Source organism: Chlamydia poikilotherma (genome assembly GCF_900239975.1).
In the GTDB taxonomy this organism is placed as follows: Bacteria; Chlamydiota; Chlamydiia; order Chlamydiales; family Chlamydiaceae; genus Chlamydia; species Chlamydia poikilotherma.
Map to the genome: position 1 here is coordinate 308,731 of NZ_LS992154.1, position 16,640 is coordinate 325,370.

The window sequence follows — 16,640 nt, forward strand, 5'->3', positions numbered from 1 at the left end:
CGTGAATGTATTTCCCCTGCACTATAGAGCAGGGGAAATCCTTCAGAAATGGATAGAGCTACCAGCATTAGCGTGATAGCTTCTTGCAGATTTACGTAGTTCGATACTTCCTTGAGCAAATAGCTGGATATAGGAGGTTGGGGCATAATCTCCACCAGCTTGGAATCTTGCTGCATGTCTTTCTAGATTTGTAGCAGTTGTTATCCATGGTGTGGTAACAACATTCGTTACAATTGGTGTTGTTGTATTTTTAGGATTGTGACGGTAAGCATCGCCCACATAAGCTGCAGAAAGTTCGTAATGGAGATTTTTAGATGCAGAATCTCCATAAACTTTCAGTCCTAAAGGTATAGAGATATTTGTCAAATGGGTGTGATCAAAAGCTCTACGTCTTAAGCCTTTTTCATGGAATCCTTTTTGGTATACGTAGACATTTTGTACTTTTACAAATGGTGACGCCATTTGGATAACGCCATCTTTACTCTGTATAGGAATAGCTATAGATGTAGCGATATCTCCAGAATAACAATGGTTTTCCCAAGAGCTATTTGTTTGTGTAGCATCGGGATATTTTATTTTCATGGAGTTGTCTCCATAAAAATAACCAAATTGTGCTTGGAAGGTTACTGGGAAATCATTGGTTATCTGTTTTAAAATTTTTGGTCTGAATACAGAGGTTCCTGCAAGGAGTTTTAAAATAGGTAATAGCTCTGTGTCGTATTGTGTATATAAAGATCCTGAAAGAATTTTCTCATGAATTCTTGCTCCTGCGTAATCTTTCGCTCTTCCAAATAGTTGGCAAAAACCAAAGTTGAATTTAAAACCATGGAGGGATTGAGAGGTTGCTCCTACGGCATAGCCTGAGCTGAAATTTCTGAACTTGCGATTCTTATCTGTTTTCTTGCCTTTTAAGAAGTTAGATAATCCTGCACCCCAGATGTCTTTGCCTTGAGCAGAATTTGCTTCTCCTTCAATTAAACGTTGGATAGCGGCAACATCAGAAACCATTCCCCATAAGCTATTAGGAACTAAAGAGGTGTAGCTTTTTGTATCTCCAGCAGTAGGGAGGTAACCTTGCGGTTGCCAACCTAAAGTCGCTACTTTTTCTTTGGCAGTTCCAGATCCTTGAGGAACATCTGCCCAGGTCAATTGCCATATACCCTGATAACCTGGATGTGAGGGGATAGCTTGATTAGGTGTGTTAGGACTATTTTCAAGTGTGATAGTTCCACCGTTTGTGGATAACTTTATAAATTCTCGATCTAATTGCTTAGCAAGATCTGGATTTTCATAAAATGTAGGATCAGAAACAGCAAGTGTGATAGCTCCTGTAACTTTTACAGTTCCAGTGCTTCTCGTAGTGCTAACTCTTGCAAAATCTGGTGAATTTACATCAGTAACACTCACCCATAAGTTTTTTAATTCTATACTTTCTGAAGCCTGTAGTTGTGTATTTTGTTCTAGTAGTACTACAGAATTATTATCCGTCTGTGTGAAAGATTTTGCAGAAAATAAAACTCCATCTTCTAAAATAAAAGTCCCGCCAGCTAATTCTACAGGTTGTTTTAAGCTGTTGGCAGTAGTTAATAATTTAGTCTGCGGAGCATTTTGTTGTTTACCCGAGAAGATTATAGTACCTTCATAAAGTCTAGGTGCTGTTGGAAGCACAGTAGCAGATCTAATTGTGATTGGAGCAGAAGATGAGCCCCCAGAAGGTGGTGATAATGGAGCATTGATTGTCAATTTGCTTGTGGAGTCAGCTAAATCATTTGATGTAATTGGGTCGTAGAAAATGATCGATTGGCCTTTTAAAGCACATAAGTGTTCGATCTTAGCTTTGGCTCCAATATCTATAGCATTTGGGGTTCCCTTTGCTATATTGCCTTCAAAGATAATATCTCCCAATTCGGCTATTAAAGAGATACTGCCATCTTCAGAAATGGCAATGGCTCCACCGTTCTCTTTGGCTGTGTTATTAGTAAATAAAGTCCGGCCCTTGGAAGTAATAACCAGGCTTTGTGCGTAAATTGCCCCTCCATTTTTTTCTGACGAGTTACCTAAAAATGTTAGACTATCGTTACCACCGAAGGTGAATGTGTTTTGAGCTTTAGGTAGCCCACCAGTACCAGGAGGTGGTGTAGGTGGTGGACTAGGAGGTGGGGGCGGTGGAGGAACAGGTGCTACTTTATAACAAACTGCTCCACCATTTTCTATGGAATGGTTGTTTGAAAATATAACGTGTCCATTATTAATTATCTGTAGATCAGAACCTTCACAATAAATTGCCCCCTTACCATCCGTCACAGTAGATCCTGGAGAATTTGAGAAAGTAAGATTAGTGAGATTGGTTAACTGTAATATTTTACCAGCTGCGGTGTTGCTAATGGCAGCACCCTGTGCAGTGAGGGAGATATTTTCAAATGTAAGTGAGCCGTTATCTCCTGAGAAATTTAGGTCCCCAGCAGTATTTTTAAAGCAATTTCCATCAGCGCTTGATGAACTAGAAGAACTTGCTGTGGTGACTAAAGTAATATTCTTAAAAGATACATCGGCATTTACACTGTAAGTTGTTCCCGCAGCATTACTCGATGACTTAGTGGTAAATGGTTGAGTATCTTTGTCCCCATCAAAACTTTGATTTAGCTCAGTATTTGTCTTCAATGCTGGGGTGGAAGTGTTTGTCGGTTTTCCTGGTGAAGGAGACGTTGAGGCGTTTTCAGCAAATGCTATGTGGGTGGATAGCAAGGACGACGAGAGTAAAAACCCATAAACAGAGAGTTTCATGAAGGTATCTTGGGTTATGAGGGACTGTCTCGCGAAATAGATAAAAAAATAAAAAAATTCAAGCTTATCAGAGAGAGTTTGCTGGGAGAGTGGGAAACTTCCTGCTCTTAAAGAGCAGGAAGTAAGGGAGATCTAGAAATGTATTTTAGCACCAAAATCATAGTTATAACTATGAGATGAGGAGCGTAGTTCACAGTTGCCTTCTGCGAAAATTTCGATGTTTGGTCTAACAGCAAATCTTCCAGAACCTTGAATAACCACAGCTTTGGTATCTAAGTTGGTAGCTTGTGTAGCCCAAGGAGCTAAGCCTCCAATTAGAAATAGTGTCATACTTTCAGGATCGATGCGAAATACATCATGAACATACATAGCGGATAGATCATAGGCAAGTAGTTCTCTAGGACATACTCCATGGATCTTAATCCCTAGGGGAAGAGCTAGATTAGCTAGATATGTACTCGAGAATAAGCAGCGACGTAGCCCTTCTTCTGTAAATTTTCTTTGTTCAGAATATACGCCTTGGAGTTTGACAAATGGAGATATGTTCTTAAGTATGGAGGGACATTTGCTCAAAGTATAGACAAATGTTGATCCTAGTTCTGCAGCTAAGGAATAGTTAGACCACATTCCTGTTGTTGTTGTTGTGTCTGCGTGATTTATTTTAAGGTGATTGTTGCTATGGCTATAACTTAGCTGAGCATTCACAATAACAGGGATAGACGGAGATGCTTGAAGTTCAGGAGGGCAATCTGTAGATCCCCCACAAAGGAAGCGCAGCATAGGTAGCGAGCCTATATGATGTGCATAAAAAGATCCTGAAAGTGTTTGATGATCTACTTGACCATTAGCGTCGTCTCTATCTTTGCCAAATAGCTGGGAAAATGCTGCTGAAAATACATTATCTGATAACGTATGTTTATTCATACCAATGACATAGCCGGTATTGTTATGTTGGAAGACATAATTTTTTTCAGAGCTATTAGAATGTAGGAAGTTTTTAATTCCAGCGGCCCAGAATCCTTCAGAGCATAGAGAATTTGTAGCTAAAGATTCTACAGTTCTCTCTAAATTGCGGATATCTGAGAAATTTCCCCATAGAGTGTTCACCACTAAAGGAGTGGTGATTTCTTGAGCTCCTCCAAAAGGAATGTAGCCTGTAGGTCTCCAATGTACGGTTGCTGTTTTTGTCCCTAAAGTTGTAACGCCTGCATTTGTAGAACCTGGAACCGTTTTCCAATCTATAGTCCAATCACCTTGATATCCACGATGGGAAGCGATATTTTTCCTAACAGCTTGGGGGATATCTACTAAGGTAATCTTTGTTATATCTTTATCAGCAAGTACTAGGAGTTCTTGATCTACATTATGAGCAAGAGATTGATTATCATAGAAGGTTTCCTGATCTGAGAAGATCCCTAAAGGGCCTTTGACCGTGACGGTATGAGCATTCCCTGATGTAGAGATATTTGCTGCTGTAGGATTTTTGAAATCATCAAGACGTAACCAAAGTTCTTTAATATCTAGATTTTCTTTTGTTTCTATACTGGATGTTTGGTCTAGGATAACTTTAGATCCTGCAGTTTGTGTTAGAGATTTAGCTTCTAGGTGTGCGCCTTTTTCTAAAACCAAAGATCCTGAGGATAGCGTTAACGGCTGTGTGAATTTAGAAATGTGCTTCATTTTTTTGTGAGGACTTTTTATATATCTTCCTGAAAAGATAATAGATCCTGTGTAGGTTGTTCCGCCGTCAGCTTTATTAATTTCTAAATTATCAGCGGCGGTTCCTTCAACAACCACAGGATCATAGAATAGAATAGACTGAGATTCTTTAGCTTCTAGCTTTAAAAATTTCCCGTTAGCTCCTACGTGAATAGCATTATTTACCTTATTCCCTGCGTCAGTAATGGTATTTCCTTTAAAGATAATACTTCCATCATCTGCAGATAGGCTAATCTCTCCAGCTCCCACAATGGAAATCGCCCCGCCTTTTTGCGTGGCATGATTATTTTCGAATAGGGTAGCTCCGCCAGCTTTAAGGACAAGTTTCTCAGCGTAAATAGCACCTCCTGTGGTTGCTGAGGAGTTATTTCTAAATATCATAGATTCATTTTTTTCAAGAGTTAGCGTTGCTGCTGTTGCTCCTGTTTTTGCACAATGGATAGCTCCGCCTGCTGCTGTAGAGTGGTTTGTATCAAAAGTTAACTTCTTATTTTCTTTGATAGTTGTTGCTGCCACACTATAAATAGCCGCATTTCCTGTGGTTGCTTTTGGGGCAGCAATAAAGGATAAGATGTTAAATCCTGACATTGTAAGTGTTTTCGCATCAGTATTGTTACTGATAGCAGCTCCTTGAGCTGTGGAAATGATATCTTCGAATATTAAGGAGTGGTTAGCTCCTGTGAAGGTGATATCCCCCGTAGAATTTTTAAAGCAACTTGTATTTGCTGGTGTTGTTGATTTAACATGTTGGATAATTATATCACCAGTGAGTGTATAGTTAGTTCCTCCAGCGGCTGTTGTTTGTTTGGGAGTAAGTTGCCCAGTTCCTGTAGAACCATCGAAACTCGTCGAAGATGGTAAATTGTCAGCATTTGCATGATTATGAAATGCTATAGATGCGGTAAAAGATGAAAAGATTAAAAACCCGTAGAGAGAGTTTTTCATAGTACATTCCCTGTTGTTTTATAGGAAAAAATGTTTTCTGCTTTTAAGAGTAGGCATAACCGTAGCAGTTATGCCTACTCGAAAAATCAGATGAGTTCAGTATCAATGGGTGTTACAAGTAAAATCCCTGATAGCAGGGATTTATACTGTTTAAAAGTGCACCCTGCTGCCAAAATCCATAGTGTAGCTATAGGAGGAACGTCGAAATTCTACGGTTCCTTGAGCAAAGATATTGATGTGTGATGTAAGGGAGAGGTTCCCCGATCCTTGCAACAGAGCAGCTTGTTTACCAAGATTTGTCGCTGTTGTTGTCCAGGGGAGTAGGCCTCCGGAGATTAATGAAGTCACACTCTCAGGATTGCAACGATATAGATCAGCAATATACATCCCAGTGAGTTCATAAGAGAGACGATGTAGTGATTGTCCTTGGATTTTTAGACCAATTGGCAATGAGAGATTTTTTAAATTACTATTACTAAAAGAGCGTCGTTTTATTCCTTGTTCTTGAAATTGCACTTGATGTGCATAAATCCAATGCAATTTAATAAATGGAGAGACGTATTGGAAAAATGTATGGGAGACATCCAAAGCAAACGGTAAAGAGCTTCCAATCTGGGCAGAATACCCATAGGTATTCCATGAACTTGTTGTTTGTGTGCGATCAGAGTATTTTACTGTCATATGATTTCTACCATAGCTATAGCTTATGAGAGCATCAAAGTTGATGGGAAAATCTTTGGAGATTTTCAGTAAGAATCTCGGTTTATATGTTGATGTTCCTGAAAGGAATCGCATAATGGGGAGTAAGTATCTAGAATGCTGAGCATAAAAAGACCCTGAAAAGAATTTATCTTTAGATCTTGAAGATCCAAAGTCTTTAGATCTTCCAAATAGCTGACAGATTCCTATGCTAAATATATCATTTTGAGGAGTATGTATTTTTCCTCCTGCAATGTATCCCGAACTCTTATGACGAAATCCATGGTTATTATCAGTGGAGCCTTTGCGGACAGAATTAGTAAGTGATGAAATCCAAAGGTTATTGCCTGATGATTGAGCGTTGGTTTCTATAGCTTGTTGAGCAAAGCGTGTATCTAAGAAGAGATTCCATAAGCTATTAGGAACTAAGGAGGAGGTAAACTCTCCGGTTCCCCCTACAAAAGGAATATATCCAGAGGGTTTCCAAACTAAGGACATCTTTTTATTAGGTTGTAATGCAACGTTACCAATGACAATTTCGGGTTGTTCTTCCCAAGAAATCGTCCATTTCCCTTGGTATCCACGATGAGTTTTCATTGTGATCATAGGAGTTTCAGGAATGTCATCAATAATGATATTGTCTAAACGTTGTGCGCCAACATTTAAACATTCGAAAGATAACGTGTTGGCCAAAGCTTCCTGATTGTAAAAGATCTCATCATCGATATGCATGACTAAGGGACCACGGATATCAATAGCAGCAGCATCCGCAGTTGCAGTTAGTATTGCAGGAGCCTTTACTATATCTGTAAGATCTAAATGAAGATTTTTTATCGAGATATTATTGGTGGTTTGTAACTTAGTTCCTGGGAACATCAAGAGTAGGGAATTTGGATTTTGCTCGAAAGATTTAGCTTTTACATATACTTCTTCTTTTAAGATTAGAGATCCTGCTGCCAAAGTGAGATCTTGAGAGAATGATGTGAGTTTAGAAATGGGTGAATCTATATAAGATTCTCCTAAGGCAAATACAATTGTCCCTTCATAAGGAGTAGCGCCATTTGGGGCATTGATAATTAAGCGATCAGCTATATCTCCTGTAGTGGTAATCGGGTCATAGAAATATATAGACTTATTCTTAGCGGCACGTAGCTGAAGAAACTTTGCTCCATCTTCTAGATGAATAGCGTTACGAATGATTTGATTGTTTTTTAATGCAATATTTCTTTCAAAAGTCAGATCTCCCTTATCTGCAGATAGGCTAATTTCTCCATTTGCGGCAATGTTAATAGCTCCGCCATTATCTCTAGTAACATTAGCTTGAAATAAGGTGTTTCCTCCAGTAGATAGGAGCATTTTTTCTGCATAAATTGCTCCTCCAGAAGCTGAGGATAAATTACCTAAAAAGATAAGCTCGCCATTATTTTGTATTGTTAGTGTAGGTGATGTTGCACCTGCAGAGGTGCTTTTTTCGCAACAAATAACACTCCCGTTCCCTGAAGATTTATTATATCCAAAGCTGCCTTCAAGATTGTTCTCCATTAACATGGAGCTATTTGAATAAATCGCCCCGTTCCCTGTTTCTTCTCTAGGGCACATATGGAAAATTAATCTCAAACATCCCGATATGGTGAGAGTCTTAGCATCTGCAGTAGTGCTAATGGCAGCACCTTTTGCTGTTGATACGATATTATTGAAATAGAAAAGTCGACGGTTCCCCGTAAAGGTAAGGTCTCCATCAGAATTAGCAAAGCAGCTTGTGTTTGCTGGATTTAAATTGCTTACATTTAAAAAGGAAATCGGGTTAGTTAGACTGTATGTAGTTCCGTCAGCATTATCTGTTTGTTTAATATTGAAAGTTTCACTAGAGGAGCCGTTGAATCCAGATGCAATGTTGACAGTATCGGCGTCTGCAAGAAGTTCGGTAGCAATGGATAAGGCAAAAGAGGAAAACAGTAAAACCCCATAAATAGAGTTTTTCATTAGTATTCCCTGCATATTTTGCGGCTCTATATGACATAGGTGAAAGCCGAAAATAAAGCAAGAGTTGCTACATATTGATGTGGAAAATACGGGGAATATTCCCTGCTTAATCTAAGCAGGGAATATAAAAAATCTTAGAAGCGGACTTTTCCACCAAGATCAAAGTTGTAGCTATATGCAGATCCACGAAGATCGAATCCACCGTGTCCAAATAACTCTACATGTTCTGAATAGGTAAAGTTATTAGCAGCACGAATTACAAAAGCATGCCGAGCTAAGTTGACGGCTTTTGTTTCCCAAGCAGCTCCTGTAACAACTAGAGAAGTTGCACAGTGGGGATTATCCCTATAGACATCTGGAGAATAGGCAAGTGTAAGATCGAAAGTATCTTTGTTATTTGAAGATACATTTTCAAACTTCACTCCGATAGGTAAAGCTAAGTTCACAAGATGGTTATTTTCAAAAGAACGTCCTTCACTTGTAGGTTCTTGGAAACTCTCCTGCTCACCATAGATCATTTGTACCTTCATGAAAGGAACAAATTTCTCAAAGATGTAGGAATCAGGAAGCTCCATAGGGAAGCTTCCGCTAATCTCACCAGCAAAACAGTTAGTTCCCCAGCTACCTTTAACCTCTGGATATGTAAGAGGCTTAGGAGAATAATGCTTTGTGTAGCGTGTTTTCATATCATTTTCAGCATGGCTGTAGCTAAACACTACATTGAAAATCATGGGAATACTTTCAGGGAATTTTGCTAAGAATGAAGAGGGGAATTTCGAGCCTGCTTTAATAAAGTAGGCTTGAGGATGTAGCATATGAAAATGTTCAAAGAACAAGGAACCCGCATACACATGCGTACGGTTTTTAGATACTACATAATCTTTATCATGATCAAATAGCTGACAAAAAGCTAAAGAAAATAGATCTTCGGTTGGTGTTTGTACGTTAGCACCTACAGCATAGCCAAAACCAACGTGACGATATTTCTTGCTTGTTGTTTTTTTTTTTCTGTGTAGGAAGTCTGTAATAGCAGCTCCCCAAAGACCACGTTCGTGTTCTAAACCTGTAGCGCTTATGCTCATTAACTGATGCAACGCGCGCATGTCCGTGAAAGCTCCCCATAATGTATTAGGAACTAGTTGAGCTTGACGTTCAGGGTTGGGAAGGTAACCTGTTTCTGTCCAGGTTAGAGTGGCTTTTTGTTCGTTAGTTCCTGCTCCTTGTTGCCAAGTTGTTGTCCAATTGCCCTGGTAACCATAGTGAGCTGAAGGCGTATAGGGAACAGCAGGGATAGCGGGTGCGGTTACAGGCGTACCTGTGGGACCCTCTAGTGTTATGGTATTTGCAAAATTATGAGTTTTAGCAAATACGGGATATTCGTAACCGTTGCCATCTTCATCAACGAAGCTTACGGCATTAACTGTAAGAGCCTGACCGGTTGTTTGCGAATGGACTTTAGCGGTAGAGGAAGCAGTAACCCCCCCCCCCCCCAAAAGAGGCAACGTTGATGCTAAGATTTGGCAAGGTGATGGTTTCTCCATCGGCGTTTGGGGTTTGTAGGGTGGTGCCTACATCCATAATGACAACAGAGCCGGCTGTTTGAGTGAAAGATTTTGCTTCTAAAGTGACGCCATCTTTAAGAATAAGAGAGCCAGAAGATAATGTGACAGGTTGTTTGAATGAGGATTTTAAGTTGTCCGCTATTGCTTTTTCTGTGGGAGAGAGAGTTTCTCCTGAGAAAACAATTTTTCCATTATAGTTAGTTAAATTCTCAGTTTTATTAATTTCTAGTCGTGTAGTTGTTTCTCCATTGTTGGCTATAGGATCATAGAAGAAAATGCCGAACCCATCTTTAGCGCTTAATTTTGTGAATTTACCATTTGTTCCGAGATCTATGGCATTTCTTTTTGTACTAGATCCTGTAGTGACTGCCGTATTGCCATCAAAGATGATGTCTCCCAAATTTGCTGTTAGGCTGCACTCACCGCTTGTGTCTAGATAAATAGCCCCGCCTTTTGGATCAGCAGCGCTAACAGAATTATTTGTGAATATGGTTGTCCCACCAGAAGAGATAGTTAGTTTATCGGCACAAATAGCCCCGCCACTAGTCGTCGATGAATTTTCTGAGAAGACTAGCTGTTGGTTTCCTTCTAATTTTAGTTCAGGTGTAGTTCCACCATTTCTGCAATAGATAGCTCCCCCTGAAGAATCAGCGGTTCCTGTGGTTGTATTTTTTGAAAATACGACTCTATTGTTATTAGAAATTGTGGTGGTTGAATTCGAATGAATAGCCCCGCCGTGTTTTGCAGAAGTATTCCCAGAAAAACTAACGATTCCTGAATTGCCTTCAATAGAACTGGCTCCTGAGGCTTCTACTGCACCACCATTATCTGTAGATTTATTCTCTATAAAATTAGCGGTTCCAGAAGTTCCTTTTAATGTGAGTCCTTTACAAGAAATTGCCCCACCAGCGGCTGAAGAACAATTCTTTTTAAATAGAATATTGAAGTCATTGTCAAAAGTTGTTGTTCCTGAGGATGTAATGGCTCCTTTTCCTGTTGTTTCTGGTGGACAGGATGAGCATGAAAACAATGAAAAACCTGAAATAGATAAGGTTTTGTCATTAGTACTAACATTAATAGCCCCAGGCTTTGTTGTGTTGTTAATATTCTCAAAGCAAAGAGAGAACCCTTTACCTATAAATGCTAGGTCTCCTGCTGTTTGAGAAAAACAGCTATTTGTTAAAGCCGTTGGGGTGCCAGCATTAGCAATACATACGTCACCCTCGCACGTATAATTAGTGCCATCGGCGTGATTAGTTTCTTTAGGTGTAAATGTATTATTTCCAGCAGTATTTCCATTAAAACTATCTGCTGAAGTTAATTTTTCTTCTGTTGCTTGAGCAAAACTCAGTGAGGTCGAGGCAATTAACCCCGAAGATATTAAGAACCAGTAGACTGGGTATTTCATATTTCATGCTCTGGGTGATTTGAGATAGTCTAAAACGATCACAAAAACATTTAAAAGTCAAGAGGAGCGCAAGGGCATTCGAAGAGGCCCTGTCCCGGAATGGGACAGGGGAGGTGGATAAAATTAGAACTGGATCTTAGATCCGAGATCTACGTTGTAGGTTCGAGAAGAGCCTCTGAGTTCGAAACTGAACTGACTGAAGATTTCAAAGTTAGAAGATAGGGAAAGATGATTTCCTGCTCTTACAATGAAAGCTTGTCTTGCTAAGTTTGTTGCCTTAGTTAACCAAACAGCTGTGGTAGGGCTAACTAACAGAGAGGTTGTACAATCGGGGTTGCTTCTTACAAGATCCGGAGCATAAGCCAAAGTTAAGTTGTAAGAAGCATTATCATTGTCAGAAAATCTCTCAAACTTCACGCCGATAGGCATAGAGAGGTTTGTGAGATTACTACTCTCAAAGTATCTTCCTTCAGTGCTGCTATTTTCTTTAAAATCTTCTTGGTGAGCATGAACCAATTGGAATTTTAAGAATGGTGAGTACATATCAAATAAGGAAGAGTATTGAGATTCAATAGGCACAGTAGCTCCGAGTTCTACTCCAAAACAATCGTTATCCCAATCACCCTTTATTTCTGAGTATGTTGTTTTTGGAGGAGCATAACGTTGAGTCATGTTAGTCTTCATATCGTTAGACGTATGACTATAAGTTAACTGTGCATTGAGTACTAACGGAGCTTGAGCGCCGATAGTATTTTCTAGAAGTCTATCCCAAGCGCTCCAGAATAAAGAGTGCTGATAGTAGATAGAGCCTGCGTAGATGTTAGAAGAGTTTTTTGCAACAAGGTAATCCTTGTCTTTACCAAAGAGTTGGCAGAAAGCGGCACTAAAGATGTCTTCTGAAGGCGTTTTTGCAAATGCTCCTAGAACATATCCCGCGCTATTGTGACGGAATTTCCGTTTTGTTTCTGTTCCACTTTTATGTAAGAAGTTAGCCAGTCCTGATACCCAGAGGCCTCTTTGATAATCAGCACTATTAGCACTAACGTCCATGAGGTTTTGCATAGCCCGCACATCAGATAATGATCCCCATAATGTATTAGGGACTAAAGGTCCTTGACGTTCAGGATTGGGGTTATAGCCGGTTTGTTTCCAATCAAATGTTGCTGTTTGGATGGCATCACTATTAGATTTTGCCCATGTTACAGTCCAATTTCCTTGATATCCATAGTGGGTAGGAGGAACATAGTTAGTTAGATTGGTTGTTGGAGCTGTGATTGTGCTAGTAGTAGTTTTTGCTTCTATAGTTGTAAATGGTTTGGTTGTAGAAAAAATAGGATATTCGTAGCCATTGCCGCTAGAGTCTATTAAATTAACCTCGGTGATGGAAATAGTTTTGTTTGCTGTCGTTGTTTCAACTATAGCTGGATTAGAGGACCCCCCCCCCCCCAATGAGGCAATGTTAACCTCTAAATTGGTGAGTGCTATAGTTTCAGTAGATGCTTTTAGAGCAGTTCCTGCATCCATAACGATAGTTCCGCCAGTCTGAGTCACTTTATTTGCTGTAACAGTAACCCCCTCTTTGAGTATTAAAGAACCGGAACCTAACTTTATAGCTTGCTTGAATGAGGATTTAAGATTGTCTGGTATAGCTTGTTCTTCGGGTGTTAATTTCTCTCCGGAGAAGACAATTTGACCTGAGTAAGTTGTAGTTCCCTCAGTTTTATTCAGTTCAATTTCGTCAGTAGTTCCTGCGTCAGCAATAGGATCATAGAAGTAAATACCGAAACCCTCTTTAGCTCTCAGTTGTGTAAATTTACCTGCTGCACCTAAATTTATTGCATTTCTTTTTGTTGCGGGAGAGGCCCCAGTCGTTATTATTGTGTTGCCTTTGAAAATAATATCTCCAAGATTAGCTGTTAAGCTGCATTCCCCGTTTGTATCATGTAGACAAATAGCTCCACCCTTTGGAGAGGCATTAGTTACGGAGTTATTGGAAAATAATGTGAGACCACCTGAATTTATAGTTAGCTTATTAGTATAGATTGCTCCACCGCTAGTTGTTGCAGTATTATCTGAGAAAATTAATTGAGAATTTCCTTCAAATTTTAATAGAGCTGTATTACCTGTATTTGTACATGAAATCGCTCCGCCACTAGCTGTTGAGTAATTTTTATTAAATACTACGCTTGCATTGTTGCTAAGTGTAGCATTTCCGCCAGCTTTAATAGCTCCTGTTCCAGTTGTACCTGGAGGACAGAATGAGCATGAAAACAATGAAAAACCTGAAATAGATAAGGTTTTGTCATTACTACCAACATTAATAGCACCAGGATTTGTTCCAGCATTAATGTTGTCAAAACAAAGAGAATGACCGTTTCCTGTAAAAGTTAAGTTTCCCTGACTGTCAGAGAAACAGCTGCTTGTTAGCGGTGTTGTTTTTCCAGCATAAGCAATGCTCACATCTCCATTGCAGCTATAGATAACTCCATTAGTATCTGCTGTAGATTTTGGACTAAACTCTGCGTTTGCAGTATTTCCATTATAGCTATCAGAGGGGCCTAATGTTGCTTGCGTGGGTTGAGCGAAGCTCAATGAGGTCGAAGCAATTAACCCCGAAGATATTAAAAACCAATAGACTGGGTGTTTCATATTTTTATGCTCTGGGTGATTTGAGATTTCTTAAAACGATCACAAAAATAATTAAAAGTCAATAGAATTACAGAGAATATTTGGATAAACCCTGCCCCACAAAGGGCAGGGGAGATGAAAGGAATCAGAACCTGATCTTAGATCCGAGATCTACATTGTAGGTTCGGGAAGAGTCTCTGAGCTCAAAACTAAATTGGCTGAATATTTCGAAATTCTTGCTCAAGGACTTATAATTTCCTGCTCTTACAACGAAAGCTTGTCTTGCTAAGTTTGTTGCTGTTGTTGTCCAAATAGCTCCAGTAGGGTTGGATAGAAGAGAGATTGTACAATTAGGATTACTTCTGACAATATCAGGAACATAGGTAAGTGTTAGATTGTAAGAAGAATGATTATTTTTAGCAGATTTTTCATACCGTATTCCTATAGGCAGGGAGAGGTTTGTCAGATGACTATTTTCAAAATGTCTTCCTCTATCATTGTTGCGTTCTTTAAAGTCCTCTTGATGAGCATATACAAATTGAACTTTCATAAACGGAGCATATGTATCAAAGAAAGCGTAGCTTAATTCGATAGGTGCTGTAGCTCCGAGCTCTACTGCAATACAGTCATTTTTCCAATCGCCTTTAACTTGTGAATAAATAGTATCTTCAGGAGGAACAGTTCCAGGAGCATTTGTTTTTATCTCATTGGAAGAGTGACTATAGGTTAGTTGAGCATCAAGAACTAAGGGTACTTGTAGACCTAAAGCTCTGGTTAATAATCTCTCCCAAGCAGCAAGGGATGAGGTATGCTGATAGTAGATAGATCCTGTGTAGATATTAGCAGTATTTTTTGAGACGAGATAATCCTTATCTCGACCAAATAGCTGACCAAATGCAGCACTAAATATATCTCCCGAAGCCGTTTGATTAAATACTCCCAAGAGGTATCCAGCACTATCGTGGCGGAATCTAAGTTTTGTTGCAGTACCACTTTTATGTAGGAAGTTAGCTAATCCTGCTACCCAGAAGCCCCTAGGATAGTTGGCACCATTTGCATTAACTTCGATAAGGTTTTGAATTGCTCTTACATCTGAAAAAGCTCCCCATAATGTATTAGGAACTAAAGTTCCTCGACGTTCAGGAGAGGCAACGTAACCAGTTTTATTCCAAATTAATGTTGCGGTTTTTGTCACACCGGTTCCTGTCCAGGTCACTGTCCAGTTGCCTTGATAACCATAGTGAGCTGGTGGAACATAATTAGTCAGATTTTCTGCAGGAATATCAGGAGTGCTAGCTGTAGCTGCAGTGACTTCTATACCAGTGAAGGGTTTATCTGTGGCAAGTATGGGGTAGTCGTAACCATTACCATTATCATCAACAAAGCCGACAGAATTGATGACAACTTTTTTACCAGTTGTTGTTGCTGTAATTTTAGCAGGAGTAGCCACGCCACCATTGCCTAATGAAGCAACATTTATATAAAGATTCGTAAGGGTTATATTGTCTCCGTCTGCAGATGGTGTTTGTAATGTAGTACCCAAATCCATGATAACAGAGGAGCCTGTTGTTTGTGTGAAGGATTTAGCTTCTAAAGTTACCCCATTTTTTAGAATCAATGAACCAGAATTTAAAGATGTTTCCTGAATAAGTGTAGACTTAAGATTATTGGCGACTTTTCTTTCTTCGTCTGTTAGCTTTTCTCCAGAGAAGACAATTCTTCCGGTATAGATTGCATTCCCATCTGCTTGATTAATAGTTAATTTGGTTGTTTGCGTCCCTGATGACGTCACAGGATCATAAAAGAAAATGCCAAAGCCATCTTTAGCTCTTAGTTGAGTGAATTTCCCACCGCTACCAAGATCTATGGAATTTCTAGCAGGCGTTTGATTTGTTACTATTGTATTCCCAATAAAGGTAATATCACCAAGATTTGCGGTTAGACTGCATTCCCCATGAGTGTCTTTTAGACAAATAGCCCCACCTTTGGGTGATGAGTTATGGATAACATAATTATTAGCAAATAAAGTAGGTCCACCAGAAGTAATGGTTAACTTATCAGCATAAATAGCTCCGCCATTGTTTCCTGTTTTGTTTCCTGAGAATATGAGCTTTTTATTATTTTCCAATTTTAATTCTGCATTATTATTCGTTGCATCAGTGCAATCAATAGCTCCCCCTGAAACAGTACTTCCTGAATTATTATTTTTTGAAAAAATTATATTATTATTATTGGAAATAGTAGTAGCTCCTGTTGTGTAAAGAGCTCCACCATTTTTTGTGGATTGATTGTCTATAAAATTAGCAGTTCCAGTGACGCCTGTTAACGAGAAGGTTTTACAATTGATTGCCCCACCCTCGTCTTTGGATTGATTTTTTTTGAATAGAACATTGGCAGTATTTTCAAACTTTACTGCTCCTGCAGATTTAATAGCTCCTGCTGCTTGTGCAGCTGACCCTGGTGATGGTGGGCAGTAGGAACATGAGAATAAAGAAAATCCTGAAATAAGGAGCGTTTTGTCGGCTGTACTTACTTCAATAGCAGCAGGTTTTGGATTTCCGGTATCAGGGCTAATATTCTCAAAGCACAATTTACACCAACTACCTAAAAATGTCAGATCGCCAGTTGCTTCGGTAAAACAACTAGTTGTTAGAGGAGTTCCTTTTCCTGCATAAGCAATAGAAATGTCTCCAATACACCTGTAAATAGTTCCCGCACTATTGTTTGTGGACCATGGTATGAATGTCGCATTCGTACCATTGTTTCCATTGAAACTATTTTCTGACGTTAAGATTTCTTCTGCTGCTAAGGAAAAGCATAAAGAGGTTGAGGCTATCAACACAGAGGATAAGAACCAACAAACTGGATGTTTCATATTTTTAGATCATAGATAGATTTAGATAGACTAAAAC

General features: G+C 39.3%; 6 protein-coding genes and 1 pseudogene. All 7 read right to left on the bottom strand.

Translation table 11 applies throughout. From position 1 onward, the window contains the following. Positions 1-42 precede the first annotated feature (42 nt). Positions 43-2,784 (bottom strand): autotransporter domain-containing protein, encoded by a 2,742-nt coding sequence (locus C10C_RS01450; protein ID WP_117274032.1) that lies wholly within the window; start codon positions 2,782-2,784, stop codon positions 43-45. Between the two features lie 132 nt (positions 2,785-2,916). Further along, complete coding sequence (locus C10C_RS01455; RefSeq protein WP_117274035.1) at positions 2,917-5,448, bottom strand: polymorphic outer membrane protein middle domain-containing protein; 2,532 nt, start codon at positions 5,446-5,448, stop codon at positions 2,917-2,919. 150 nt (positions 5,449-5,598) lie between these two features. Further along, the gene (locus C10C_RS01460) at positions 5,599-8,130 is read right to left on the bottom strand and encodes an autotransporter outer membrane beta-barrel domain-containing protein (protein ID WP_174222220.1); all 2,532 of its coding nucleotides are present in this window, start codon (positions 8,128-8,130) and stop codon (positions 5,599-5,601) included. 134 nt (positions 8,131-8,264) lie between these two features. After that, positions 8,265-9,233, bottom strand: a complete 969-nt coding sequence (locus tag C10C_RS05255; RefSeq protein ID WP_338030589.1) for an autotransporter outer membrane beta-barrel domain-containing protein — start codon at positions 9,231-9,233, stop codon at positions 8,265-8,267. Positions 9,234-9,368: 135 nt separating this feature from the next. Continuing rightward, positions 9,369-11,100: pseudogene (locus tag C10C_RS05260) on the bottom strand (polymorphic outer membrane protein middle domain-containing protein); the annotation flags it as partial. Between the two features lie 123 nt (positions 11,101-11,223). Continuing rightward, positions 11,224-13,749, bottom strand: coding sequence for an autotransporter domain-containing protein (locus C10C_RS01470; protein WP_117274040.1), 2,526 nt, complete (start codon positions 13,747-13,749; stop codon positions 11,224-11,226). A gap of 124 nt (positions 13,750-13,873) precedes the next feature. Beyond that, on the bottom strand, positions 13,874-16,603 hold the full coding sequence (locus tag C10C_RS01475; RefSeq protein ID WP_117274045.1) for an autotransporter domain-containing protein: 2,730 nt from the start codon (positions 16,601-16,603) through the stop codon (positions 13,874-13,876). Positions 16,604-16,640 lie beyond the last annotated feature (37 nt).